We start from the raw sequence: 24,531 nt of genomic DNA on the forward strand, positions 1-24,531 counted from the left end.
GTAAGCGCATGCAGAAGGGGCCTGATTTACACGGGCGAATATATAACTGAGGAGCCGGATGCGGTAGTTCCGCACGTCCGGATCTGTGTGGGGGCGGTACGGGTAACTGGCCGTCCTACCACGACTACCCAATTGAACTTCGAGAAATATGCCAAGGATGAGAGAAAATCAGAACATAAGAAACATTGCTAACGAAATTCTCGAACTCCAAGAGTCGATTTACGAGTATATAAATACAAATCGATATCAGGCTGATCTAATTAGAGACTTGAGTGTTTGGAATCAAATATGCAGTTCTCTGGATGTCATTTCTGACACCACAATGGCTATTCTAAGTTACTGCACTGGCACCTATCCGAATGATAAGGGTTTACAATATATTTATACCTATGGGTTACTTCAATCACTGTTCATACAGCAAGACGCCGTAAAGAATCTAACCAAAGCTTTTGGTCAGGATTATGAAATTAGTGATGAATTGAAACAAATAAGAAATATACGTAACTCTGCAATTGGTCATCCTACATATGAGCCTGTGAAGAAAAATGTGTATTACACCTATCTTTCCCGAAATACACTCTCTAAAAATGGGTTCTCTTATATGAGATCCAGTGGAAATGGCGAAGATGTTTTTCATGATGTAAATGTGGAAGAAATACTGGAGGCTCAGCTTTTAGGAGTGCTGGAGAAGTACAAGTACATTTCTGATGTACTTAAAAAGGCTGACGAAGAGCATAAAGAAAAATATAAGGAGATACTTGTTGTGGATATATTTCCATCATCAATGAGTTATTCATTTCAAAAAGTCGCTCAAGGTATCTGTTCCCCAGAAAAGGGTAACGTTAGCTTTGGGGGTTCAATGCTTGAATCTATCGAGCGTACTTATCGCTCGTTTGAGAAGGAACTAATGGATAGGAATGAACTTCAAGGTAATGAGTCTTTGAAATATGATTTAGATCAATATTTTCATGCAATCGATAAACTTCGTAAGTATTTCAATAATCAAGCCGAAGGCATGACGGAACGTGATGCACGTGTCTATCATTACTATATTAAAGAAAAGCACAGTCATTTTGTAAAAATTGCTGAGGAATACGATGAAGAATACCTGAGCTAGGTATAACAAAGCGCTGTTGTTGGACTGTTTTGCCGCTTCGCTTTAAAACAGCCTGAAAAGCGCGGCATTGTCTTTTATAGGAAGTTTCGAGAATATGTCTAAGTTTGGTCGAAGTATAAGAATATTTTTAGCCGATGGTAGTCCGAGCGGATTACGTCATGTTGAAATAGCTAATTGGTCTGGTCAAGCTTTAGCTTGTCCTAGAAGTCGATTTTCAGAATTAGGAAAATGGGATGAATCAAAACGACCAGGCGTATATTTTCTATTTGAAAACTCTGCGGGTGATAACAATGTCGCATACATTGGTGAATCTGAAGACGTATTTAAAAGGCTGGCAGATCATGATCGTAAAAAAGAATTTTGGAATGAGGTAATAATCTTTACAAGTAAAGATGAAAACTTAACCAAAGGTCATATCAAATATCTAGAGGCTAGGCTCGTAGAAATTAGTAAGTCAGCCGATAGGTATAAATTAGAAAATAGCAATACCCCAACTAAGTCTAATCTTCCTCGCGCTGATGCTGCAGCGATGGAAGAATTTGTCGATAATATTCGTATTATTCTAGGTAGCTTGAGCCACAGAATTTTAGAGTCTGTTTCTTCAGGAGTTGCTCGATCTATTGAAGAGTCAAAAGAAGACTCACTAATAAATTATGAATTTAGCTTTAAAGTCAATAAATTAACTGCACAAGGCCTCGTCACCGATGACGGTTTTTTACTCTTACAAGGCTAGCAAATAGCACACAAATCTTCACCTAGTATGCCCGGAAAAAATTTACTCATTAAAGAGCAAATGATCTCAGAGGGTCTTCTAGAAGACAAAGGTAGTTTTTACTTATTGGTTAGAGATAAACTTATGAGTTCATCTTCATATGCAGCCGCATTAGTTGCAGGTAATAGTCGCAGTGGTCCACAAAGCTGGAAAACAACTGAAGGTGAGTATTTAAAAGTTATTGAGGAACGGTTGGTAAGTAAAATCTAACAAGAAATTAAAAAGGACGAAAAAGTTTTTTTTTCGTTTCACACTAAGTATAGCCAGTTATTTTAGTCCGCTTAGTGCGACGCTAATGACCACTCTAGGTCGAAAGTGGGCTTTTTACGCTGATAAACATTGCCATTAAATATCTTGGTTGATGTGCAGGGACAGGTTTTTGTCTTATGCTCACCTCTACAATACTGTCAGCTTATTCAGTAGTGTAGAGGCTTTTTGGGTTAATGATTCTGCCTGTACATCAGCCTTCTTTAACGGCGATAGGGATGATCAGCATCGGCACATGGGCGCGGTTGAGTACGTTTTTCGCCACGCTACCGAGGAAGGTATGCATGAGGCCTTTTTCATGGGTTCCCATCACGATTAAATCAACTTCTAGCTCTTTTGCATACTTAAGAATGGTCTCGGCGGGAAAGCCTTCGACGACATTGATTGAGCTGATCTGCTGACGCACATGTAACTCATCGGCATGTAGGTTATCCCAGAAATTTTCCTGTCGCAGGTGCAGTTTCGCTTCGGCGTTGTGGACTCTCTCTTGCAGCAGATCGTGCCGTACATTTCGATCCATCACATAGGTTTGCAGTGTGATTTTTGCTTCGTTAGATAGCTTCTCTACAACATGGAGAATATGAATTTCGGCACCGGTTTTTTTGGCGATATAACTTGCATGTTCAAAGGCGGCGGTAGAACTTTTGGAAAGATCGGTGCTGTAAAGAATCTTGCGGACTTCAGGTAGCATAATCGAATTCCTGTCATCAAGTGATTAGGGCCGGAAGATCGCCGGCCCATTGTTAAGTGGGGTTAAGGGAACTAGTAACCAAATTGGCGTGGCAGGAAGAGCGCAATCTCTGGAAAGAAGGCGATCACGAACACGGCAATGGCCGACACAAGGGCAAAAGGCAGGGCTTTTACGGTTACTTCTTCGAGGGATATATTGGATATACCGGATGCCACGAAGAGGTTCTCCCCTAGCGGCGGGGTGGCAAAGCCTATCGATAAACTGCACACCATCACGATGCCGAAATGTACCGGATCGATTCCGAGGTTGTAGGTCACAGGTAGCAGCACCGGTGTCAGAATCATGATGGCCGCTAGGGTTTCCATAAACATCCCGACGAACAGCAGGAAGATAATAATCAAGAACCAGATCAGGTAGATGTTATCGGTCATGCTCAGCATTGATTCGGCGACAACGGCGGGAATCTGATTTTCGACCAGTAGACGTCCGAATACCGTCGCGGTGAAGAGGATCAGCAGTACCCGACCGGATAACCAGGTGGTGGTTTCCAAGGAACGAAACAGATCTTTCCAAGTAAGCTCTCGATGGATAAAGACACCTACAAACAGGGTGTAAAATATCGCGACTATGGCCGATTCCGTGGGGGTGAAGAAGCCGGAGTAGATGCCGCCGAGAATCACTAGAGGAGCCATCACCGACCAGAAACCGGTGCGGAATGATTCAGCGATATGTTTAATATCCCAGCCTTCTTCTGTACCGGCATAACCGAGTCGTTTACAGCGGAAATAGTTCAGCGTTAATAAGCTGATTGAGATGACTAGGCCCGGCAAGACGCCGGCGATAAACATCTTAGTGATGGAGACACTTTGGAATTCGCCATGGGCCGCAATCGCTTCCGGTGGCACGCTGAGGCCGATGGCAGAGATACCAAAAATAACCATCGGAATGGACGGTGGAATAACAATCCCTAACCCACCGGATGAAGCGGTAATGGCTGAGGCATACCCCTTATCGTAGCCACGCTTAACCATGGCCGGGATCATTAGCATGCCAACGGCGGCGGTGGTGGCAGGGCCTGAGCCTGAAATTGCGCCGAAGAACATACAGGCTAAAACGGTTGCGGCAGAGATACCACCGGTGACCGGTCCGGCAAAACTTTCCGCGAGGGTGACCAAACGTTTGGATATCCCGGCGGCTTCCATCAAGGCGCCAGCCAGAATAAAGGCTGGCAGTGCCATAAGGGGAAATGATCCCACGGAGGTAAAGGCGATCTGCACGAATTTAATCGGGTTTTGATCGAGGTAGAGAAACGATGATAATGCCGCAACACCCAGTGCGACGGTAACGGGGGCGCCCATGACTAACAGGACCAAAAAGGACCCGAACAGTATTATTGCGATGGATGATTCAGCCATGTTCTGCTCCTGATCGTGCGGCGGGTTTGTTATTATTTTCGTCGAGATCCAGTTCGATCAACTCATCCAATTCTTGAGAGTCGGGGTCGCGAATATCGATGCCTTTAACCAGTTTGTAGTAGTTCACCTGAATAATTCGGATGGTCATCAGGGTGAAGGCTATCGGCAGGATGAGATAGAAGTACTTCATCGGGATGCCGAGGGTCTGGGATTTCCAGAATATATTCATCTTGTGGAAGACAAAGTTGTATGACAGATAAACAAAATATGAATTAAAGGCGATCCAGATGATGTCGGAGAGAAACTCCAGAATTGGTGGAAGCCAAGATGGCATTAGTTTGTACTGAAAAGTGACTCGGTTATGTGCTGCAAGTTTGGCAGCATAGCTTGCACCGAAGAATACAAACCAGACAAACATATACACAGAAAGCTCTTCACTCCACGAAAAGGAGTAGCCAAATAGCTGACGCGAGACTATCTGTGCAAAGAGTAGGGTGACAAATAACGCTAACAAGGTGCGGCAGATGTAGCTTTCTATGTTGTCGAGGAAATGGATAATTTTACTGCCCATTATTCGGTCTCCGTTGAACGCCAATCCACCGATTAAAACGCGGAGGATTGGCGGGTTACTGGATAAAGTTTGAAAGATTTAACCCTTAAACTTCATCACGTCCGAGTGCCCGTAGCAGTTCGTTAACCTTCTCTTTGCCGCCAATGGATTCATAGAATTTAGGCCAAACACTTTCTTGCGCTTTTTTCGCCCAGAGTGGTTCGTCTTCCAGACTATCAATCTGCATATTGTATTTGTTTACCAGCTCATCTTTGATAATGGCTTCTTGATCTGTCAGCCACTTCAAACTGTGGGCGGTAGCGGCGGTGCCAGCGTCTAAAATGGCTTTCTGGGTGGCTTCATCCTGATCTTGGAACAGGGATTCAGACATGATTAGCGGTTCAAGCAGGAATAGATAGTGCAGGTCAGCGATGTACTTTTGTACCTCACCGAACTTCATCGCGTAGATGGTGGCATAGGGCGTGTCTTGACCATCGACGACACCTTGCTGCAAGGCGGTGAAGGTTTCAGACCAAGCCATCGGGGTTGGGTTATTGCCCCATGATTTATAGGTATCGATCATGATCTCGTTTTTCGGAACCCGCACAATCACGCCGTCTAGGTCGGCTAGTTTTTTAATCGGCTGTTTCGAGTTACTCAACACCCGAAAGCCTGAATAGGTCCAGCCGACAATGCGCACGCCGGTGTCACGCACAGTGTTATTAATCAGTTCAGCCGCGATTGGGCCTTCGACGGTTTGAGTCACCTGATCGAGGTTTTCAAAGATATAGGGTAGTGAAAGAATACCCAACGAAGGCGAGAAGGGGGCGAGGTTATTACTGGCTAAGATTGAGAAGTCGAGGGTGCCAAGGGCGGCGTCATTGACGGTGTCTTGCTCTGAGCCCAATTGACCATTGAGGAATAGCTTAGCGGAGTGTTTATTGCCGGTTTTTTGTTCCAGCTGCTTAATAAATTCCAGTCCGAGAGCTTCCTGCGCACTGCCTCCACCATCGCCGACCGCAATATTCCAACTAGCGGCTAGGGTGCTGGCTGAAAAGGCCAAGCCTGCGGCTAGCGAAATTACCTTATAGATCTTATTCTTATGTTTCATCAGTAACTCCTGAGTGTTTTTGCGCAACCCATTTGCAAGATTGCTTTATTTTTTTATCTGCTCGAGGCGATAATTGCGTTACCCATTGATGGGCCCGTTTCGTTATGCCAACACTATCATCAGCCACGTTATGCCGTTAAAACTGCCTTGATTCATGCGTGAATCTCAGGGGCCTAACGTGTGCGTGATAATAGCCATACATACTCTGCCCGCCGGCCTTCGATTTTTAGAACCAGCCACTGCAGTCCATTGGAGCCAGCTTGAAAGCCGCTTGAATCGGCCTTTTGAGCCTATGTTGCGTTTATTTGGGCGGCAGATTGTAGCGTAATTAGCTGAAACTTAGGCTTTCATACCGCGCCAGATTGCTAAAATAGGCTGAAAGTGATGAATAATTACGATAAATTACCAATAATATTGTGAAAATTGTTATTTGAAATTCATCGTTATGATATGAGATGGCAATGAACAGCGCATATGAGTGTAGGGATATATGAGTAAACAGAGAAAAGACAGTGCTGACCGAGAGAATTTGCGCATCGGCCGTCAGATTAGAGATCTCCGTAAAGCCAAAGGGGTAACGCTGGTTGAGATGGCTGAAAGGATTCAGCGGTCGGTCGGTTATATCAGTCAGGTGGAGCGGGGTGTTTCTGCCTTGCCGGTGCCTGTTTTACAGTCGATTAGTGAAGTGCTCGGCGTGCAAATTAGTTGGTTTTTCCATGCGGAAAACGAGGCGCCGATTGAGGAGCTGAATCATATCGTGCGCCGGGAATCTCGGCGTAGTCTTAATTTTGCAGGCACGGGTATTCGTGAAGAGCTGCTATCGCCACGTTTATCCGGTCAGCTAAAAATGATTCTCACCAGTTTTGCGCCGGGGGCACAAAGCGGTGCGTCACGGCAGTTGAAAGGGGAAGAGGGTGGCTTGATCCAATCGGGGCGGCTTGAATTACAGATCGGCGATAAAGTTTTTATGCTCAATAGCGGTGACAGCTTTACCTTGACGGGTGAAGATACTTATCGCGCGTATAATCCATCGGAAACGGAAGATGCAATTGTGATCTGGGCGATTACCGGAGGGTACTGATCGCGGTTTGAGGTAGTGTCGAGCTGAGAACGTTAGGCCTTGCGGGTTGTTGGATGGGATGACGGGGGATTGGTTGGCATGATTGGTAGCTCTGCCTTAAAGAGCAGAGCTACCTATTCGGTCTATTGATTGGGCTCGCCTGTTAAACTGTTGCGGGGCGCCGATCTAACCGGTGGGTTAACATTAAGCGTTAGATTTGAGTCGTTCTCCCTTGGCATCGTAAGCCACCCCTTTTATGCGGCTGGCGGGGTAGTGTTGACCCAATACTTGCACCGTTAGCTCAGCATTGAGCATATCGCTATCGATGTAAGCTAAGGCGAGACTCTTTTCACAGCGAAAGCCATAACCACCGGAAGTGACCTGACCAACCACTTTACCGTCACAGTAAATCGGCTCCATACCCACCGCGGCATCAACATCCGTGCCGTGAAGTTCTAAGGTAACCAGTTTCTTAGGTACGCCCGCCTCTTGCTGTGCTAACAGTGCTGGTTTACCCTCAAATTCACCCTTATCAAATTTAGCAAAGAATCCCATATTGGCTTCCAGCAGAGTAAATTCGGTGGTTAGGTCATGGCCCCACATTGGATAGCCTTTTTCTAAGCGCATGGAATCCATCGCACGTAGACCGAAGTTGCAAATATTGTAAGCCCGACCCGCTTCCATCAACGCATCGTAGAGTTCAATTTGATGTTCGATAGGATGGTGCAGTTCCCAGCCGAGTTCACCCACAAAGTTCATCCGTAATGCCCGTAGCGGCACACCGGCCACGTCGATCTCTTGGCCGGTAAACCAAGGGAAACCTTCATTGCTGAGGTCCGCGCTGGTTAATTGCGATAGCACCTTACGAGCATCAGGGCCGGCAATCACTAGGCAACCATAGGTTTCGGTAATGTTCTGCAGGGTGACCGAGCCATCCTCGGGTAGACGATTGCGTAACCAATCTTCTTCAAGCAGTTCACCGACCGCCGGGGCCATCATGTAATAGCTACCATCCGCGAGTTTAGTGATGGAATATTCCCACGCGATGCCGCCTTCTTGGGTCAGCGGGTGCGCTAAAGCAATACCGCCGGTGTGGTCTGGGATCCGGTTAGGTGAGATGGATTCCAACCATTGATGGGCGTTGTCACCGCTGATCGAAAACTTAGTGAATGGTGTCAGGTCCAGTAAACCGACGTGGTTTTTTACATTAAGGCATTCGCCGGCAACTGCTTCAAACCAGTTACCGCGGCGGAAGCTATGCTGCTCAACCGGTTGCGTACCTTTAGGGGCATACCAGCTAGGCCGCTCCCAGCCAAAATAGGCACCGAATACAGCATTCTGCTCGGCTTGGCGTTGGTAGATTGGGGATTTCTTCTGGCCTCGCTGAGCGGGACGCATGGCATATTCGTTGGGGAAGCCTAACTGATATTCGTTGGCATAGACTTCAGTACCCTTAGCAACGGAGAACGCATGGTTGGCGTAATCGCCGAATCGACGTGGATCCAGTTCAAATAGATCCAGTTCGGGATGGCCATCGACAATCCATTGAGCCATGAAGTGACCTGCGCCGCCGCCCTGTACGATACCGAAATTGAAGCCGGTGCAGACGAAGTAGTTAGTGTAACCATGTACTGGGCCGATAAGCGGATGACCATCTGGGGTATAGGTGATTGGCCCGTTAACGACGGTTTTAATGCCCGCGTTGCCGATAATGTTTACCTGCTCCATCGCGGTACACATAATATCTTCGATGCGGTCCAGTGACGGTTGCAGCAATTCTTGGCCGAAGGCGGCCGGTACACCGTCGGTCGCCCATGGAATACCGCCTTTCTCGTATGGCCCAAGAATGAGACCTTTGCCTTCCTGACGCAGATAGTAAGACACATCTGGATCACGTAGCATCGGTAGCATACTGTCTCGTTCTTCCAGTTCTGGGACATTATCGGTGACAACAAACTGATGCTCCATCGAACAGACGGGTAGCTGGTGGCCTACCATTGCAGCGACTTCATTACAGCGGAAACCGGCGGCGTTAACGATAATACCGGCATCAATCACCCCTTTGGCGGTGGTGACTTTCCAACGGCCATTCGCTTGCTGCTCGATGGCATCAACCGGGTTGTTACGCACGATAGTCGCTCCGGCCGCGCGGGCACCGGCCGCCATTGCGTTGGTGACACTGGTCGGATCGATATGACCATCTGCAGGGTCCCATAAACCGCCGATCAGCCCGGTAGTATCTAGGTAGGGGTAAAGCTCTTCCAATCGCTGATTATCGATGATTTCCAGATCCAGCCCGGCTAAATCAGACATCGCGGCGACACGTTTGAACTCATCCATACGGTCTTGTGTATGGGCCAGTCGAACCGCCCCGGTCATATGGTGATCAACGGGCTGGCCAGTTTCTTCCTGTAGACGGCTATATAACGCAATACTGTACTGCTGAAGCTTCATCACGTTATAGCTATTGCTGAAATGTGGCAGGTTGCCTGCCGCATGCCAAGTAGAACCGGAGGTTAGTTCCAGTTTTTCCGTCAGCATGACATCAGTCCAGCCCATCTTGGTCAGATGGTAAAGGGTACTTACGCCGGCGATACCGCCACCAATGATCAGCACGTCTGTTTTATTTTTCATGGTTATTGTTCTCATGTTATATGACCGAGGGAGGTCTTGTCTGTCGATACCTAGGGATGGTATAAATCGTTATAGATCACCGCAAACGATTAATTATTGTTAAATAGATAAGCTTTGCTAATGAATAGGGGTTTTAGTGTGGAGGCTCCATGAATAAAAGGCTTACCAGTAATATCCAGTTGAACTGGCTACGAACGTTTGAAGCGGCAGCACGGCAGCTGAGCTTTACGCTGGCCGCCGATGAGTTGAATATGAGCCAGTCGGCGGTGAGTCAGCAGATTCAGCTATTGGAGCATCATCTGGATCAGCAACTGTTTGTCAGGGCCAACCGGGCGATTCAGTTGTCTGATGCTGGACGGGCATTTCTACCTTTAGTGCAAGATTCGATGCGGCAACTGAACGAGGGGGCGGCACAAATTTTCACGCCGTTGAATGCTTCGGTGGTTGAAGTGAATGTTAATACGGCCTTTGGAGTGCTCTGGTTGGCGCCTAATTTGGCCAGTTTTAGCGCGATCTATCCACAAATAACCGTGCGTCAGCTAGGCACTAACTGGGCAACCGATTTCAATATTTCCACGGCCGAACTGGAGATCCGTTATGGCAATGGAAACTGGCCCGGTTACGACGTTTATCCGTTAATTACCCCCCATTTAAGGCCCTATTGTACGCCGCAAAATGCTAAGCGTTTGCGCACTCCTGCCGACCTTGAAGGCCTGCCGCTGCTGGATGTTATAGGCACCCCCGAAGGTTGGAGCAGCTGGTTGGAACAGATGCAACTGCCCGGTCTAAAAGAGCAGCCGCGCCATGTGACGGATAGCCATGCTTGTGCGGTGGCAATGGCCGCGAGTGGCTTCGGCATCTGTCTGATTTATGATGATATGGTGCAGGATGGGGTGTTGGCAAAACAGCTGGTTGCCCCTTTTATTGATCGTATTCCAACAGAGGGAAACTATTACCTGTGTTATTCGAGCGATCGTGAACTGTCGCAAGCAGCCACGGTATTTCGTGATTGGTTGCTTGATAAAACCAGCTATCGGGAGCCGGAAAACCGATGAAACGTCACTTCCCGCCTTTAAATGCCTTACGCTCTTTTGAGGCCACCGCACGGCTGTTAAGTTTTCAGCAAGCCGCTACAGAACTTAATGTCACTCATTCGGCGGTTAGCCATCAAATAAAGAAGTTAGAACAGGATTTGGGTACCTCATTGTTCTCTCGGTTGGGGCGCAGTATCGCGTTGACCCCGGTGGGGGAACTGTACTATGTGGAAATCCATGCTGCTTTGCTACAAATTGAGCACAGTACCTTAGAACTGTTTGGCGAACCGGATAAAGGTGATCTCATTGTTCAGGCCTATATGGGGGTGGCGTCACGTTGGCTAGTACCGCGGGTCGGGGGCTTTAGACAACAATACCCCGGTATTCAGATACAGTTGAATAACTCATATCTCGGTTGGGGGATCGATCGCGATGCAGTGGATGTCGGCATTATTTATGCCGAGCAAGTTGATAACAGTTTGTCTTACCAGCGTTTATTTAAAGGCAATTTGATACCGGTCTGTAGCCCTGATCTTTTTGCCGCTGAGGGCTGCCAATCGTTAGACCAATTATTGGCCCAGCCTTTTCTCAATATCACTGAATCGCCGAATAATCTTCCCCATTGGCTGACCGCTCATCAACGACCGGACGATAGCATTACCATTGCGAGTGAACATGATAATCACCTACTGGCATTAGAAGCGGCGATTACCGGAGCCGGGGTCGCAGTGATGCCGGTGTTTTTTTGTTGTAGTGATATTGCCAGCGGAAAACTGATTGTGCCTCAGCCGTTGCCGGTGCCCGAGATAGGGGATTGGTATCTGGTGCAGCAAAATGCCAATGTGGCGAATTCACGCGCCATCTGCTTTAGCAACTGGTTGCTGCGGGAGTTATCTCAGGATGCTGTTTTACAGCAATATCTGTAGCGAGGCTTTATCTGGCAACACTGTTTTGAGCAATGTTGAACGGGTGCTAGTTCAGCTGTTTGCGTGTCAAAAGCATAAGCCTGACTAATTGACGTCGCTAGCCTTGCAAACACTCAGGAATACCCTGTGGGCTTGGGGACGGTGATTGATTGGCTATGGCCGATGTAGAGCGGTGATATTCAGATGACAGCCCGGCTAATTAGCCGGGCTGCTGAGCATTGATTATCTTAATCGTTAGGCTTTCCCTTTCCAGGGGATCAGTCGAGATTCGATTTGCCGCATGAGTATGTCGATACTGTAGCCAATCAGGCCAACGATGATGACCCCGAGCACCACAATATCCGTCGCGAGAAACTTACTGGCGACCATGATCATAAAACCGACTCCCGATTCCGCGGCCACCAGTTCGGCGGCGACGACGGTACCCCAACAGACCCCCATTGCAACCCGCATTCCGGTGAAAATCTCCGGCAGTGAGTTCGGCAAAATAACATGTAGAAGGATCTGCTTTTTGCTGGCACCGAGTGAGTATGCCGCATGAATTTTGGAGAGTTTAACGCTACCCACACCGGCTCTGGCGGCAATGACCATGATCCATAGCGCGGCAAAGAACAGCAGTAAGATCTTGGAGCGTTCACCGATACCGGACCAGATAATCACCAGCGGAATAAATGCCAGTGGTGGAATCGGACGGAAGAACTCCACCATCGGGTCGAACCAGCCTCGGATCACCTTTGACAGTCCCATGGCAAAGCCGAGCGGGATACCCACCAGACAACCTAAGCCAAAGCCGACCAAAATTCGGTATAAGCTTGCCCAGATATGTTCCCATAGAGAGAAGTTACGGTAGCCGTCTGAGGAGATGCTGATAAATTGATGCCATACTCCGGCAGGCGAGGGCCAGAATATCGGGTTGACTAACCCGAGAGCACTACCGATATACCAGACAAAGGCTAGGGTGAATACTGACAGCACACTCCAGAAGCGGCCCTCGGTAACGGCAGAGGTATCGCCGAAGGTGACGGTCTTTCGTTTGGCGATGCCGGTTTCACTCAGGCCACAACGTTGTTTGAAGTTTTGATAGATAGACATGCTCAAGCTCCTGCTACTTCAGTGCGTCCCATTATTTCTTCTTCCATCTCCCAGATCATGGAGAGGACCTCTTCCCGTTTGCCGATAAAGTCTTGTGATGCCTTTATTTCACGTGGGTCGTGATCTAAACCCGCCTCGGCGAAAGGCAGTAGGTATTCCTGTTTAATCCGCCCAGGTCGGGGTGCCATGACAAACATTTTCTCACCGAGAAACAGGGCTTCTTCAACGCTGTGGGTAATGAGGATGATGGTCTTGCCAGTCTCTTTCCAAAGCTTTAATACTAGGCTCTGCATTTTTTCTCGGGTGAGTGCGTCCAGTGCGCCGAGAGGTTCATCCATAAGAATGATATCGGGATCATTGGCAAGGCAACGCGCTAGTGCAACCCGTTGTTGCATTCCACCGGAGAGTTCATAAATGGATTTCTTGCCGAAATCTTGCAAACCGACGGTTTCCAGTAGATGGTCGACCGTCTGTTTAATTTCGTGCTTAGGGGTGCCCTGCATGGCGGGGCCGAAGCCGATATTTTCAGCAACGCTTAGCCATTCAAATAGGGCGCCTTGCTGAAATACCATGCCCCGGTCGGGGCCGGGTGAATGTAGTTCGGTTGTACCGTTGGATATGGTGCCCGTGGTCGGTGCTAAAAAGCCTGCGATGATATTCAGCAAAGTGCTCTTGCCGCAACCGGAAGGCCCTAAAATAGAAAGCAGCTCACCTTGTTGCAGACAGAAATTAACGTCCTGCAACGCTTCCACCTGACCTCCGTCGGGAGTATCAAACATCATTGATACGTTATTAACGATTAGCTCAGACATGGTTATACCCTTATTGTTATGAATCTTAGACGCAACAGCCGCGAAGGCTGTGCGTTCCTTTGGGTTGGTTGCCCTGGTCTGTTGGCTATTTCACTTGTTGGTAAAAGCTGGCGTCGATGGTTGCGCTGTAATCATCCAGTGCTTGCGGAATCTGCTTTTGCTGGACAAAGAAATCAGCCACCTCTTTGGTAAACGCCTGTACTGTGCCGCCCATCCATTGCTGCGATACCTGCTGCTCTTTGAGAGGGAAATCAAATAGGGCGAGCACCTGATTGGAATCGGCAACAGACAGCCCGGATGCCTTAGCGATCACTTGTTCGACTGATTTAGGTGATTGCTTAAAGGTGCGGTTGGCATCATCGGTGACGGAGAGGAATTGAGTCACCAGCTCGGGATGGTTTTTGGCGAACTTGTTACTGGCAGAGATGACATCAAAAACGCGGATGCCGAGTGCTTCTTGATCCTTGGCACTCATCAGTACTTCGCCGTATTCCTTCATACGGCGCAGGGCGCCACCCCAACCACAGGCCATAGCAACATCACCACGGGCCAGTGCGGCAGCACCATCAGCCGGTGCCATATCCAGTAAGCGGATCTTGGTCGCATCAACCTTTAGGTGGTTAATAATCCGTAGCATCTTGTAATGGGCAACGGTGCCAAAGGGGACGGCAACGTTTTTGCCGACTAAATCAGCCGCGTTGCTTTGGCTGATGCCGCTGGCTTTACTGACCACGCAGTTATCATTTTCGGCATAGGATACGGCGATGCCAACCATCGTGATTGGCAACCCCTGAGAAACCGCAACGGTGAATGGCACGAGTCCTTGAGAGTAAGCCATATCAACATCGCCGGAGGCCATCGCGGCAGACATCGCAGCACCGGAATCGAAGGCCCGCCATTCGACTTCGACCCCCATCTCTTTGTCGTAGGTTTTATTCACTTGGGCGGCTTGGTTAGCGGTTGGCCACTCAAGAAAGTAACCGACTGATACCTTGTCAGGTAGGTCTGCAGCTTGAGTCAAGCTAGCGCTAAGGGTTAGGGTCGTTATTGCGATCGACTGTAGAACTGTAGGGATAGATTTTTTCATATAATCCTCGTCTTTTTAGAAAGATTGCCTATGGCGGGCTTCTACTTTTTTATTGTTATGTGACCGAATATTGAGTACATGGGAGAACAACGTCACTCGGTTAAATGACCGTTTCTCGATACTGCCGTGAAACCGCCGTCACGACAATTGAGAATAATTGTTTAGATGTTAGAAAAACTAACAGGTTGTTTTTCTCTATTGAATTTAAATAAAACAATTTAAAATCAATGTCTTATATGTGATTTCTGTTGTTGGTTTAGTGTGTTTTTAGACTGTTGGCTAAATGTTGTTAGACTTTTTAGCGCTGCTTTATCGGCACGAATCTTTGCTGCTCGGTTTTTTATGGCACGACAACGGGCCGTTTATTATCGGGCTGCACCTCATGTGGTGATCGGACTCATCAGCAACGACCGTAGCGGTGCTAAAAAAAACCACCCAGATGTTTGTCCGGGTGGCCAATAGGGGCTTGGGATTAACTTAAAGGCCGCTGATCATTAACATTCAATCACGTTGACCGCGAGGCCGCCTAATGAGGTTTCTTTGTATTTATCGTGCATATCAAAGCCTGTATCACGCATGGTTTTAAGGGCATCATCGAGGCAGACAAAGTGGCTACCATCGCCGCGTAACGCCATCGATGCGGCGTTAATTGCCTTCATCGCCGCCATTGCGTTGCGCTCGATACAGGGCACCTGTACCAGCCCACCCACCGGATCGCAGGTTAGTCCTAGATTGTGTTCAATGGCGATTTCGGCGGCATTTTCGACCTGTTCCGGCGTCGCACCGATCGCTTGTGCGAGGCCTGCTGCTGCCATCGCACAGGCCGAACCGACTTCACCTTGGCAGCCAACCTCTGCTCCCGAGATAGAGGCATTACGTTTACACAGCAAACCGATTGCGCTGGCCGCTAGTAGGAAATCGATGATGCCATCTTCATCAGAATTGGGGCAAAACTTATCGTAGTAATGCATCACCGCAGGAATAATACCGGCAGCCCCATTGGTTGGGGCTGTCACCATGCGTCCGCCGCCGGCATTTTCTTCACTCACCGCAAGGGCATAGAGGTTCACCCAGTCCATAGCACCCAGCGAGGGGGTGATCATATCCATACGGGTTTTGTTTTTCAGATCCCGGTACAGGTCGGGGGCGCGGCGTTTGACATTCAGCCCGCCTGGTAGCACACCTGTCTGTGTCAGGCCTTTATTGACGCAGTGTTGCATCGCCGTCCATAGGGTTAATAAATCTGCTCGAATCTGTTGTTCCGATCGCCAGGTTTTTTCATTTTCGAGCATAACCTGACTAATGCTGAGTTGCTGGGTTTCACAAACGGCTAATAAGGCTTTGGCGGTATGAAACGGGTGGGGCAGCGGTGTGTCTGTCGGCTGTTCCGCAGCCTGTTTGATATCCGCCTCGCTCTGTATGAAACCTCCGCCGACGGAGTAATACACCCGGTGGCAGAGTTGCACGCCATCGGCATCCCAGACGGTAAAATCCATGCCGTTAGGGTGGTAGGGCAGCACGGTTTCCGGCTGATAGAGTAGGTCTCTGGCAACGTCAAAGTAGATCTCCTGACGTCCTAGCAGTTTTAGACGCTGAGTTTTGATCACCGCTTGCAGCCGCGGTTTAATTTGATCAGGGTCGATGGTTTCAGGTTGCTGACCTTCCAGCCCGGCAATGATTGCTGGTGCTGTTCCATGCCCGATACCGGTGGCACCGAGGGAACCAAATAGACGGCAGCGTAGGCGCGCGATCTGCCGGGTTTTGCCGAAGCCATGCATCTCTTCGACAAAAGCAAGTGCCGCTTTCATCGGGCCAACGGTATGTGAACTGGACGGACCAATACCCACTTTCAATAGATCAAACAGACTGATACTCATCTCTGCTTACCTCATCATTATTTTTATTGTTGTTGAGCCAGTCAGAGAGCGCACTTAGGTTCTGACTGGCTAGTATTAGCGGTTGGTTATCTTTAGCCCTAAGGGCTTATTTATACACGGGGTAATCCGCGCACAGCGCAATGACCTGTTGCTGTACCTCAGTGATCTTGCTATCTAATGCCGCGGGTTGGTTTAACACATCCAGCAAATCTGCAATCCAACCGGCGAGCATGCGGCATTGTGGCTCTTTAAAGCCTCGTGTGGTGATTACCGGAGAGCCGATCCGCAGACCGGAGGTAACGAACGGCGACTGAGGGTCACCGGGAACGGCATTTTTGTTGACAGTGATATTGGCCCGCCCAAGGGCAGCATCGGCCTCTTTGCCGGTTAACCCTTGTTTGATAAGGCTTAGGAGAAACAGGTGGTTTTTGGTGCCACCGGAGACAATTTCAAAGCCGCGTTCCAGCAAGACTTCAGCCATCGCGTTAGCGTTTTTAATCACCTGTGCTTGATAGGCTTTGAACTCTGGGGTGAGTGCTTCTTTGAAGGCGACCGCTTTTGCCGCGATAACATGCATTAATGGGCCACCCTGACTGCCCGGAAATACCGCCGAATTGAGTTGTTTCTCTAAGCTATTATCGCGGGCGAGGATCAGACCTCCCCGTGGACCGCGTAAGGTTTTATGAGTTGTGGTCGTGACCACATCGGCAAACGGAACCGGATTGGGGTATAGATCGGCTGCCACCAAACCGGCAACATGAGCCATATCGACAAACAGATAAGCATCGACTTTGTCAGCAATCTCACGAAAGCGAGCCCAGTCGACAATTTGGGAATACGCAGAGAAGCCCGCGACGATCATTTTCGGTTTGTGCTCTAGCGCTAGGCGTTCAACTGCATCGTAATCAATCTCGCCGGTGGCTTCGTTCAGACCGTATTGCACCGCGTGGTAGAGCTTACCGGAAAAGTTTACATGGGAGCCGTGGGTTAGATGGCCGCCGTGGGCTAGACTCATGCCTAATACGGTATCGCCGGGCGCACAAAGGGCCATATAAACCGCGGCATTTGCCTGAGAGCCCGAGTGTGGCTGCACATTGGCATAGCTTGCGCCAAACAATTTTTTCGCCCGGTCGAGTGCCAGCTGTTCGACAACATCGACATATTCACAGCCACCGTAATAACGCTTGTCGGGATAACCTTCGGCGTATTTGTTGGTGAGGGCCGAGCCTTGTGCCTGCATGACCCGCCGGCTGGTGTAGTTTTCTGAAGCGATGAGTTCGATATGCTCCTGCTGACGGACTTCTTCTTTTTCCATCGCAGCCCAAAGCGCTGCATCATAGTTTTGTATATTGTCATCTTGACTAAACATCAAAGATTTCTCCGGTATTAACGATCGCTTCCACGGCCGTTAGAAATGAGCGATAGCCGGTTTGGCGGTTAATCGATAACCGCTCGACCGGCTTGGCATCGGTAAAAGAGTGCTAGAGGATTAGCGCATTATCTGATTCAGGAAACAGTCCACACCCGCTTGAGCGACCACTTCATCCTGATCGGGGGTGCCTGAACTGCAGCCAACCCCGCCGATAATATGATCTTCGGCAAACAGTGGCAGGCCGCCGGCGACAATAGAAAATTTGCCTTGGTTACTGGTATTGATACCGAAAGCGGGTTTGCCCGGTACGCTGATCTCACCGTAGGCCCGGGTCGATTTTCGTGCTGCCGAGGCGGTATAAGATTTACTCATGGCAATATCGATACTGGTGATGCGGGCATTGTCCATTCGCTTAAAAAGCACCAAATTGCCACTGTCATCGGTGATAGCAATATCCATATCAATATCGATCTCACGGGCTTTGTCACGACAGGCCTGCATGATCAGTTCAGCGTCATCTAATGTTAATTTCGGAACCATTCGCATAGTGGATACCTTCTTGTTGTTATTTTTAAAGTGATTATCAGGCTTGCATGACGTCATCGAGGGTGGCTATAAAGGTATTGACGGTACGATCGACATGCAGCAATTTATCAAGGCCAAATAGACCGATCCTGAAGGTGCAGTAATCCTCGGGTTCATCGCACTGCAGCGGCACGCCGGCGGCAATTTGAACGCCCTGGGCAACGAAGCGTTTACCGTTGTGAATATCGGCGGTGTCGGTATAGCAAACCACCACGCCGGGAGCCTCAAAGCCTGGTGCAGCGACACTATTAAAACCCCGCTGCGTGAGTTGTTCGCGCATTTTACGGCCCATCTCTAGCTGGCGGTGCTTGAGCTTTTCAAAACCGATCTCGGCGGTTTCTTGCATTACCTGATGAAAGCGATTGAGAGCATCGGTGGGCAGGGTGGCATGGTAAGCGTGGCCACCTTGCTCATAGGCGTTCATGATTTGCATCCACTTCTTTAAGTCGCAGGCAAAGCTGGTACTTGTGGTGTCTTCAATACGGGCTAACGCGGTAGGGGACAGCATCGCTAGGCCAAATGCGGGTGAGCCACTCCAGCCTTTTTGTGGCGCGCTAATCAGAATATCAACGCCGCTGGCTTGCATATCAACCCAGACCGTACCCGAGGCAATGCAATCCAAGACCAGCATACCGCCAACCTGATGCACAGCATCGGCAACCTGACGGATATAGTCATCGGGTAGCATCATGCCGGATGCGGTTTCGACGTGTGGGGCAAATACCAGATCGGGCTGTTGCTCTAAAATGGTGGCTACCACCTGCTCGATAGGCGCCGGTGCAAAAGGGGCTTGGCTCTCATTGGTGATCTGACGGGCTTTCATCACGGTGCATTCAGCGGGGATCGAGCCGGTATCCAATATTTGGCTCCAGCGATAGCTGAACCAACCGTTACGAATAACCAAGCATTTCTTGTCGTTGGCAAACTGGCGGGCAACGGCTTCCATAGCAAAGGTGCCACTACCGGGAACCACAATGGCGGCATCCGCTTGATAAACCTCCTTTAGGGTGGTCGAAATATCCTGCATCACCTGACAAAAGGCTTTAGACATATGGTTTAACGAGCGGTCGGTATAGACAACTGAGTATTCAATCAGGCCCTGTGGGTCTATCTGAGGGAAAATAACGGACATAAATAAATCTCCATGAAATTATTTGTTATTTTTTCACGAGGATGCATCAATAAAATTTGCTTGGCAAGCCTGAAGATTAAAAAATGTATAAAAATCACTCAGTGAACGGTGACTTTAATCGGCAAAACTAGCGGCTTGTTGATGATGCTTTTGATGGCTAATTTATTGTTTTAAATATGTTTTGTTGTATAAATTTCTGGTTTTAAGCTGATTATCTCAATAGCGGTAAAGACTCGTCTAGTTAATATTTTACGTGAAAAAATATATTGAATTTTCATTTTTGCATGTGTAGATTCGCTGAAATTGTTCAGATTCAGTTGTTTTAAAGTAACGCTATCTGGGTCTGCACTACATGCTCCTGATACAGGAGCATCTCTGTAGCTAATGCGAGTCAACCAAGAGGAATAGTCGATGCAACGGGAATCGATGGAGTTTGATGTGGTCATTGTCGGGGCCGGCCCTGCCGGTTTGTCCGCGGCCTGCCGTTTGGCACAACAGGCGCAAGAAAATGATACCGAATTGATGATCTGTGTCGTCGAAAAGGCCGCCGAGGTCGGCGGGCATATTCTCTCGGGCGCGGTGGTTGAGCCGAGGGCATTGAACGAATTATTCCCGGACTGGAAAGCGCAAGGCGCGCCACTCAAGACCGAGGTAACTGAAGATCAGATCTATCTGTTAAAAGATGCGCAGTCGGCTCGCAAAATCCCCCATGCCTTTGTGCCTAAGACCATGCATAACCAGGGTAACTATATCGCCAGTGTCGGCAATCTCTGTCGCTGGTTGGCTGAGCAAGCGGAACAGTTAGGGGTTGAGATCTTTCCGGGCTTCGCTGCTGCCCATATTATCTATGGTGATGATGGTCAGGTGGCGGGTGTGGGCACCGGTGATATGGGGCTGGATGAGCAGGGTGAACAGAAAGATAGCTATATGCCGGGGATGGATCTGCTGGCCAAATACACTCTCTTTTGCGAAGGCTGCCGTGGCCATTTAGGCAAAGAGTTGCAGGCCAAATATGCTTTGGATAAAGAATCCGATGCCCAGCACTACGGTCTTGGCATAAAAGAGTTATGGGATATTAGCCCTGATAAGCATCAACCAGGACGGGTGATCCATGGGGCTGGCTGGCCCCTGACAGAAGGCGGCGCCAGTGGCGGCTTTTTTCTTTACCATGCCGAGCCATGTCAAATCGTGGTAGGGCTAATTACCGACCTTAATTACGCTAATCCTTATCTCAGTCCGTATGATGAGTTTCAGCGTATGAAACATCATCCGCTGATCGCCGATGTATTAGCGGGCGGACGTCGTGTCTCCTATGGTGCACGGGCGATTACTAAGGGGGGCTTTAATGCGTTGCCGAAGATGAGTATGCCGGGGGCATTACTGCTGGGTTGTGATGCCGGCACACTCAACTTTGCTAAAATCAAGGGCACCCATACGGCGATGAAGTCCGGCATGGTCGCCGCTGAAGCGGTGTTTGCGGCGCTGCTTGATGGTGATGAAGGCGGTAAAGTGTTGTCGAGCTTTGATCGTGGCTTTAAAGAATCTTGGGTTTATGATGAGTTGTATCGAAGTCGTAACTTTGGCCCGGCACTTCATAAATACGGCACTTTAGTGGGTGGGGCGCTGAATTATATTGATCAGAATATTTTCTGCCTGCCGTTTACGCTGCACGATAATATCCCCGATTACGCCAGTATGTCATTGGCCAGTGAGTGTCAGCCGGTTAACTACCCCAAACCCGATGGCATGCTGAGTTTCGATAAGCCCTCATCGGTATTTCTCTCCAATACCAACCATGAAGAGAGCCAGCCCTGTCATTTGAAGCTCGATGACCCCTCGATACCGTTGGGGCAAAACCTGCAACGTTTTCACGAACCCGCACAGCGTTACTGTCCGGCGGGCGTATATGAAATTGTTGTCACTGAGTCGGCACCAACGTTCCAGATCAATAGCCAGAACTGCTTGCACTGTAAAACCTGTGATATCAAAGACCCGGCTCAGAATATCACCTGGGTGCCACCGGAAGGCGGTGGTGGCCCGAACTACCCGAATATGTAAATACAAAAAAATGGAGCGTGAGGCTCCATTTTTTTGTCCGGAGATGTTGAACGTGTACAGGCTAGATGCTTGATCAGAAGGGTGTAGGCGGCACTCTTTCGGCACCTAAAGTGGTGTCGATGAAGTTATGGTTAAATATTTTTCCATTAATATAAATTTATTTTTAAACAAAACTATTGACATAAAAAGAGTCTTTAACGAATATGTTTATGAAAATAAATTCAATAATTTCACGAATGTGTTTTTCGTGATGTTTTTAATCGAGGTCTAGATGAAAGTACTGGTCGCGGTAAAACGGGTTGTCGATGCCAACGTGCAGGTGCGTGTTAAAGCCGATAACTCTGGCGTAGAACTGGCCAACGTAAAGATGGCACTTAATCCCTTTTGTGAAATAGCTATTGAAGAAGCGGTTCGTCTGAAAGAGGCGGGTGTTGCCTCTGAGGTGATTGCTGTAAGTGCGGGCGATTCTGCTTGCCAAGAACAGCTGCGGACAGCTTTGGCTCTCGGCGCTGATCGAGCTATTCAGGTCACGACAGATGCCGAACTTCAGCCTCTGGCTATCGCCAAGTTGCTTAAAGCCGTCGTGGAAAAAGAACAGGTCGGTTTGGTTATCTTAGGCAAACAGTCGATCGATAGTGATAACAATCAAACCGGTCAGATGTTGGCTGCGTTAGCGGGTATGCCACAGGGAACCTTCGCATCGAAGGTCGTTGTTGAAGGGGGTGAAGTATTGGTCACCCGTGAGGTCGATGGTGGCTTGCAGCAGGTTGCCTTAACGCTACCGGCGGTTATTACGAGCGATTTACGCTTGAATGAGCCGCGTTATCCTTCACTACCCAATATTATGAAAGCTAAGCGCAAGCCACTCGATAACATCACCCCTGAAGATCTCGGTGTGGATGTGGCTCCGCGGTTAACAACACTCGAAGTGAATAGCCCGCCGGCCCGGGCTGCTGGCCAGATGGTTGCCAATGTAGCCGAACTTGTTGAGAAATTGAAAACCGAAGCGGGAGTACTCTAATGACTATTTTGGTGATTGCTGAACACGATAATCAACAGTTGAAAGCTGCGACAGCAAATACCGTAACAGCGGCACTGCAACTGGCAGAGAAAACCGGTGCGGCGGTAAGCCTTTTGGTGGCAGGCAAAGACTGTGAGCCGGTTGCTAAGCAGGCGGCGGCAATGGCCGGTGTCGCTCAGGTGTTAGTGGCGGATTGCGATGCTCTTGCGAGTCAGATGCCGGAAAATCTAGCCCCGCTGCTGGTGAATCTAGTCAAAGCGTTATCGGTAACCCATGTACTCGCACCGGCGACTACTCAGGGAAAAAATGTACTGCCCCGTGCTGCGGCAATGTTGGATGTGGCGCAGATTTCCGAAGTAACCGCGATCATCGATGCGACAACCTTTGTGCGTCCTATCTATGCAGGCAATGCGCTGGCTACCGTACAGAGCAGTGATCCGATTCAGGTGGTTACTGTACGCGGCACTGCATTCGAGGCAGCGGCGAGTGAGGGTGGCAATGCCACTATTACGGCACTAGAAGCTGTCGCCGATAGCGGTTTGTCTCGCTTTATCCTAGAAGAGGTTAGCCAGTCGGATCGTCCTGAACTGACCTCTGCGAAGATCATCATCTCCGGTGGTCGAGGCATGCAAAATGGCGATAACTTTGTGCTGCTCGAAAATGTCGCTGATAAGGTAGGGGCCGCCGTTGGTGCATCCCGCGCGGCGGTTGATTCAGGTTTTGTTGCTAATGATATGCAAGTGGGCCAGACCGGTAAGATCGTCGCCCCAGAGCTTTATATTGCGGTCGGTATTTCCGGTGCAATTCAGCATCTCGCTGGGATGAAAGATTCTCGCGTGATTGTGGCGATCAACAAAGATGATGAAGCACCTATTTTTGGGGTTGCCGACTATGGTCTGCATGCCGATTTATTTGATGCCCTGCCGGAGCTCGACGCTCAACTGAGCTAACGAGCCTTGCTAATTACCGGCTATCTCAAGAAAGTTAGCCGGCAACGAGGATTGATTTCGATGACTAAACAAACGTATCGCATAGTGCTGGATTGTCCTGATCAGGTCGGTATCGTCACCCGGGTGGGCGATGTTATTACCTCGGCAGGTGGCTGGATCTGTGAAGCGGCGCATCACTCTGATGAAGAAAGTAACTGGTTCTTTTCCCGCTTTGATGTTCTGGCGGATTCTTTGCCGTTTGGTTGTGAAGCGTTGGAAGAACGGTTTGCGGCGTTAAAACAAGAGCTGAAGATGAACCTGCGGGTTGAAGATACGGCTAAGCCTAAGCGGGTTGTAGTGATGGCGAGTAAGGGTAGCCATTGTCTGTCTGATCTGCTGGATCGCTGGAAAAGCGGCGATCTGAACTGTGAAATTCCCTGTGTGATTTCCAACCACGAAGATATGCGCGGGCTGGTGGAGTGGTATGGCATACCCTTCCATCATGTGGTGATTGAGAAAGACAATAAAGCACCGGGTTTTGCCCGCGTTGAGTCGATTGTCGAAGAGTGCCAAGCGGATTGCGTTGTGCTTGCACGTTATATGCAGATCCTCCCACAGGCGCTATGCGAGAAGTTACGTCATAAGGTCATCAATATACACCACAGTTTCTTGCCTTCATTTATTGGCGCGCGACCTTACCATCAAGCCTCACGGCGAGGGGTTAAGCTGATCGGTGCTACCTGTCACTATGTGACTGAGCAGCTGGATGAAGGCCCCATTATTGATCAAGACGTGGTACGGGTCAGCCACAGCGATAAAGTGGAAGATCTGGTTCGTTTGGGGAAAGACGTCGAGAAATCGGTATTGGCTCGCGGTTTACGTGCCCACCTTGAAGACCGGGTGTTGGTGCATGGCAATAAGACGGTTGTTTTTAAGTAACTCGATTCAGTTGAGTTAACTCAATATGTCAGCCTTGGCTACTGGCGCTC

Annotated in this window: 22 protein-coding genes; 10 read left to right on the forward strand and 12 right to left on the reverse strand. The window is 49.1% G+C overall.

Annotated features, from left to right (window positions below; translation table 11 throughout):
• The first annotated feature begins 157 nt into the window (after nt 1-157).
• The 3 genes from ACN0T0_RS14105 to ACN0T0_RS14115 all read left to right on the forward strand — a co-directional run bounded on the left by ACN0T0_RS14105 (nt 158) and on the right by ACN0T0_RS14115 (nt 2,099).
• Nucleotides 158-1,117: a hypothetical protein gene (locus ACN0T0_RS14105; RefSeq protein ID WP_417227136.1), complete on the forward strand. Its 960-nt coding sequence runs from the start codon at nt 158-160 to the stop codon at nt 1,115-1,117.
• Between the two features lie 94 nt (nt 1,118-1,211).
• Complete coding sequence (locus tag ACN0T0_RS14110; protein ID WP_417227138.1) at nt 1,212-1,850, forward strand: GIY-YIG nuclease family protein; 639 nt, start codon at nt 1,212-1,214, stop codon at nt 1,848-1,850.
• Between the two features lie 27 nt (nt 1,851-1,877).
• Nucleotides 1,878-2,099 (forward strand): DUF4357 domain-containing protein, encoded by a 222-nt coding sequence (locus ACN0T0_RS14115; protein WP_417227140.1) that lies wholly within the window; start codon nt 1,878-1,880, stop codon nt 2,097-2,099.
• 250 nt (nt 2,100-2,349) lie between these two features.
• On the opposite strand, the gene ACN0T0_RS14120 is transcribed toward ACN0T0_RS14115, so the two are convergent.
• The 4 genes from ACN0T0_RS14120 to ACN0T0_RS14135 form a co-directional block, all read right to left on the reverse strand.
• The gene (locus tag ACN0T0_RS14120) at nt 2,350-2,847 is read right to left on the reverse strand and encodes a universal stress protein (protein ID WP_417227142.1); all 498 of its coding nucleotides are present in this window, start codon (nt 2,845-2,847) and stop codon (nt 2,350-2,352) included.
• A 71-nt stretch (nt 2,848-2,918) separates the two neighbouring features.
• A complete protein-coding gene (locus ACN0T0_RS14125; RefSeq protein WP_417227144.1) occupies nt 2,919-4,262 on the reverse strand; it encodes a TRAP transporter large permease in 1,344 nt (447 codons plus the stop codon).
• Nucleotides 4,255-4,833 carry a TRAP transporter small permease gene (locus ACN0T0_RS14130; protein WP_417227146.1) on the reverse strand — a complete coding sequence of 193 codons (579 nt, stop codon included), beginning with the start codon at nt 4,831-4,833 and terminating at the stop codon, nt 4,255-4,257. The genes ACN0T0_RS14125 and ACN0T0_RS14130 overlap by 8 nt, the downstream gene beginning before the upstream one ends.
• A gap of 85 nt (nt 4,834-4,918) precedes the next feature.
• On the reverse strand, nt 4,919-5,923 hold the full coding sequence (locus ACN0T0_RS14135) for a TRAP transporter substrate-binding protein (protein ID WP_417227148.1): 1,005 nt from the start codon (nt 5,921-5,923) through the stop codon (nt 4,919-4,921).
• Between the two features lie 490 nt (nt 5,924-6,413).
• Between ACN0T0_RS14135 and ACN0T0_RS14140 the strand changes: the two genes are divergently transcribed.
• Nucleotides 6,414-7,004 carry a helix-turn-helix domain-containing protein gene (locus ACN0T0_RS14140; RefSeq protein ID WP_417227150.1) on the forward strand — a complete coding sequence of 197 codons (591 nt, stop codon included), beginning with the start codon at nt 6,414-6,416 and terminating at the stop codon, nt 7,002-7,004.
• A gap of 183 nt (nt 7,005-7,187) precedes the next feature.
• Here the strand turns inward: ACN0T0_RS14140 and ACN0T0_RS14145 are convergent, their stop codons facing one another.
• Nucleotides 7,188-9,617, reverse strand: coding sequence for a GcvT family protein (locus tag ACN0T0_RS14145; protein ID WP_417227152.1), 2,430 nt, complete (start codon nt 9,615-9,617; stop codon nt 7,188-7,190).
• 149 nt (nt 9,618-9,766) lie between these two features.
• On the opposite strand from ACN0T0_RS14145, the gene ACN0T0_RS14150 reads away from it, so the two are divergent.
• Both ACN0T0_RS14150 and ACN0T0_RS14155 read left to right on the forward strand, forming a co-directional pair.
• Nucleotides 9,767-10,672, forward strand: a complete 906-nt coding sequence (locus ACN0T0_RS14150) for a LysR substrate-binding domain-containing protein (protein WP_417227154.1) — start codon at nt 9,767-9,769, stop codon at nt 10,670-10,672.
• Nucleotides 10,669-11,577: a LysR substrate-binding domain-containing protein gene (locus ACN0T0_RS14155; protein ID WP_417227156.1), complete on the forward strand. Its 909-nt coding sequence runs from the start codon at nt 10,669-10,671 to the stop codon at nt 11,575-11,577. Before ACN0T0_RS14150 ends, ACN0T0_RS14155 begins: the two co-directional genes overlap by 4 nt.
• A gap of 234 nt (nt 11,578-11,811) precedes the next feature.
• Here the strand turns inward: ACN0T0_RS14155 and ACN0T0_RS14160 are convergent, their stop codons facing one another.
• The 7 genes from ACN0T0_RS14160 to ACN0T0_RS14190 all read right to left on the reverse strand — a co-directional run bounded on the left by ACN0T0_RS14160 (nt 11,812) and on the right by ACN0T0_RS14190 (nt 19,534).
• The gene (locus ACN0T0_RS14160) at nt 11,812-12,669 is read right to left on the reverse strand and encodes an ABC transporter permease subunit (protein WP_417227158.1); all 858 of its coding nucleotides are present in this window, start codon (nt 12,667-12,669) and stop codon (nt 11,812-11,814) included.
• Between the two features lie 2 nt (nt 12,670-12,671).
• On the reverse strand, nt 12,672-13,481 hold the full coding sequence (locus ACN0T0_RS14165) for a taurine ABC transporter ATP-binding protein (protein WP_417227160.1): 810 nt from the start codon (nt 13,479-13,481) through the stop codon (nt 12,672-12,674).
• 85 nt (nt 13,482-13,566) lie between these two features.
• The gene (locus tag ACN0T0_RS14170) at nt 13,567-14,568 is read right to left on the reverse strand and encodes an ABC transporter substrate-binding protein (protein WP_417227162.1); all 1,002 of its coding nucleotides are present in this window, start codon (nt 14,566-14,568) and stop codon (nt 13,567-13,569) included.
• A 494-nt stretch (nt 14,569-15,062) separates the two neighbouring features.
• Nucleotides 15,063-16,445 (reverse strand): L-serine ammonia-lyase, encoded by a 1,383-nt coding sequence (locus ACN0T0_RS14175; protein ID WP_417227164.1) that lies wholly within the window; start codon nt 16,443-16,445, stop codon nt 15,063-15,065.
• Between the two features lie 106 nt (nt 16,446-16,551).
• A complete protein-coding gene (gene glyA / locus ACN0T0_RS14180) occupies nt 16,552-17,814 on the reverse strand; it encodes a serine hydroxymethyltransferase (protein ID WP_417227166.1) in 1,263 nt (420 codons plus the stop codon).
• A gap of 120 nt (nt 17,815-17,934) precedes the next feature.
• Nucleotides 17,935-18,363 (reverse strand): GlcG/HbpS family heme-binding protein, encoded by a 429-nt coding sequence (locus ACN0T0_RS14185; protein ID WP_417227168.1) that lies wholly within the window; start codon nt 18,361-18,363, stop codon nt 17,935-17,937.
• Nucleotides 18,364-18,400: 37 nt separating this feature from the next.
• Nucleotides 18,401-19,534 carry an aminotransferase class V-fold PLP-dependent enzyme gene (locus ACN0T0_RS14190; RefSeq protein WP_417227170.1) on the reverse strand — a complete coding sequence of 378 codons (1,134 nt, stop codon included), beginning with the start codon at nt 19,532-19,534 and terminating at the stop codon, nt 18,401-18,403.
• Nucleotides 19,535-19,945: 411 nt separating this feature from the next.
• On the opposite strand from ACN0T0_RS14190, the gene ACN0T0_RS14195 reads away from it, so the two are divergent.
• The 4 genes from ACN0T0_RS14195 (at nt 19,946) to purU (ending at nt 24,481) form a co-directional block, all read left to right on the forward strand.
• A complete protein-coding gene (locus ACN0T0_RS14195) occupies nt 19,946-21,592 on the forward strand; it encodes an electron transfer flavoprotein-ubiquinone oxidoreductase (RefSeq protein ID WP_417227172.1) in 1,647 nt (548 codons plus the stop codon).
• Between the two features lie 271 nt (nt 21,593-21,863).
• A complete protein-coding gene (locus ACN0T0_RS14200; protein WP_417227174.1) occupies nt 21,864-22,613 on the forward strand; it encodes an electron transfer flavoprotein subunit beta/FixA family protein in 750 nt (249 codons plus the stop codon).
• Nucleotides 22,613-23,563, forward strand: a complete 951-nt coding sequence (locus tag ACN0T0_RS14205; protein ID WP_417227176.1) for an electron transfer flavoprotein subunit alpha/FixB family protein — start codon at nt 22,613-22,615, stop codon at nt 23,561-23,563. The genes ACN0T0_RS14200 and ACN0T0_RS14205 overlap by 1 nt, the downstream gene beginning before the upstream one ends.
• Before the next feature lie 60 nt (nt 23,564-23,623).
• Nucleotides 23,624-24,481: a formyltetrahydrofolate deformylase gene (gene purU, locus ACN0T0_RS14210; RefSeq protein ID WP_417227178.1), complete on the forward strand. Its 858-nt coding sequence runs from the start codon at nt 23,624-23,626 to the stop codon at nt 24,479-24,481.
• The last annotated feature ends 50 nt before the right edge of the window (nt 24,482-24,531 follow it).

This window comes from Amphritea sp., assembly GCF_048266285.1.
In the GTDB taxonomy this organism is placed as follows: domain Bacteria; phylum Pseudomonadota; class Gammaproteobacteria; order Pseudomonadales; family Balneatricaceae; genus Amphritea.

Excerpts from the sequence above, each read along its gene's own strand:
- ACN0T0_RS14105 (WP_417227136.1), top strand. The coding sequence starts at position 158 with ATGAGAGAAAATCAGAACATAAGAAACATTGCTAACGAAATTCTCGAA.
- ACN0T0_RS14110 (WP_417227138.1), top strand. The coding sequence starts at position 1,212 with ATGTCTAAGTTTGGTCGAAGTATAAGAATATTTTTAGCCGATGGTAGT.
- ACN0T0_RS14115 (WP_417227140.1), top strand. The coding sequence starts at position 1,878 with ATGCCCGGAAAAAATTTACTCATTAAAGAGCAAATGATCTCAGAGGGT.
- ACN0T0_RS14120 (WP_417227142.1), bottom strand. The coding sequence starts at position 2,847 with ATGCTACCTGAAGTCCGCAAGATTCTTTACAGCACCGATCTTTCCAAA.
- ACN0T0_RS14125 (WP_417227144.1), bottom strand. The coding sequence starts at position 4,262 with ATGGCTGAATCATCCATCGCAATAATACTGTTCGGGTCCTTTTTGGTC.
- ACN0T0_RS14130 (WP_417227146.1), bottom strand. The coding sequence starts at position 4,833 with ATGGGCAGTAAAATTATCCATTTCCTCGACAACATAGAAAGCTACATC.
- ACN0T0_RS14135 (WP_417227148.1), bottom strand. The coding sequence starts at position 5,923 with ATGAAACATAAGAATAAGATCTATAAGGTAATTTCGCTAGCCGCAGGC.
- ACN0T0_RS14140 (WP_417227150.1), top strand. The coding sequence starts at position 6,414 with ATGAGTAAACAGAGAAAAGACAGTGCTGACCGAGAGAATTTGCGCATC.
- ACN0T0_RS14145 (WP_417227152.1), bottom strand. The coding sequence starts at position 9,617 with ATGAAAAATAAAACAGACGTGCTGATCATTGGTGGCGGTATCGCCGGC.
- ACN0T0_RS14150 (WP_417227154.1), top strand. The coding sequence starts at position 9,767 with ATGAATAAAAGGCTTACCAGTAATATCCAGTTGAACTGGCTACGAACG.
- ACN0T0_RS14155 (WP_417227156.1), top strand. The coding sequence starts at position 10,669 with ATGAAACGTCACTTCCCGCCTTTAAATGCCTTACGCTCTTTTGAGGCC.
- ACN0T0_RS14160 (WP_417227158.1), bottom strand. The coding sequence starts at position 12,669 with ATGTCTATCTATCAAAACTTCAAACAACGTTGTGGCCTGAGTGAAACC.
- ACN0T0_RS14165 (WP_417227160.1), bottom strand. The coding sequence starts at position 13,481 with ATGTCTGAGCTAATCGTTAATAACGTATCAATGATGTTTGATACTCCC.
- ACN0T0_RS14170 (WP_417227162.1), bottom strand. The coding sequence starts at position 14,568 with ATGAAAAAATCTATCCCTACAGTTCTACAGTCGATCGCAATAACGACC.
- ACN0T0_RS14175 (WP_417227164.1), bottom strand. The coding sequence starts at position 16,445 with ATGAGTATCAGTCTGTTTGATCTATTGAAAGTGGGTATTGGTCCGTCC.
- glyA (WP_417227166.1), bottom strand. The coding sequence starts at position 17,814 with ATGTTTAGTCAAGATGACAATATACAAAACTATGATGCAGCGCTTTGG.
- ACN0T0_RS14185 (WP_417227168.1), bottom strand. The coding sequence starts at position 18,363 with ATGCGAATGGTTCCGAAATTAACATTAGATGACGCTGAACTGATCATG.
- ACN0T0_RS14190 (WP_417227170.1), bottom strand. The coding sequence starts at position 19,534 with ATGTCCGTTATTTTCCCTCAGATAGACCCACAGGGCCTGATTGAATAC.
- ACN0T0_RS14195 (WP_417227172.1), top strand. The coding sequence starts at position 19,946 with ATGCAACGGGAATCGATGGAGTTTGATGTGGTCATTGTCGGGGCCGGC.
- ACN0T0_RS14200 (WP_417227174.1), top strand. The coding sequence starts at position 21,864 with ATGAAAGTACTGGTCGCGGTAAAACGGGTTGTCGATGCCAACGTGCAG.
- ACN0T0_RS14205 (WP_417227176.1), top strand. The coding sequence starts at position 22,613 with ATGACTATTTTGGTGATTGCTGAACACGATAATCAACAGTTGAAAGCT.
- purU (WP_417227178.1), top strand. The coding sequence starts at position 23,624 with ATGACTAAACAAACGTATCGCATAGTGCTGGATTGTCCTGATCAGGTC.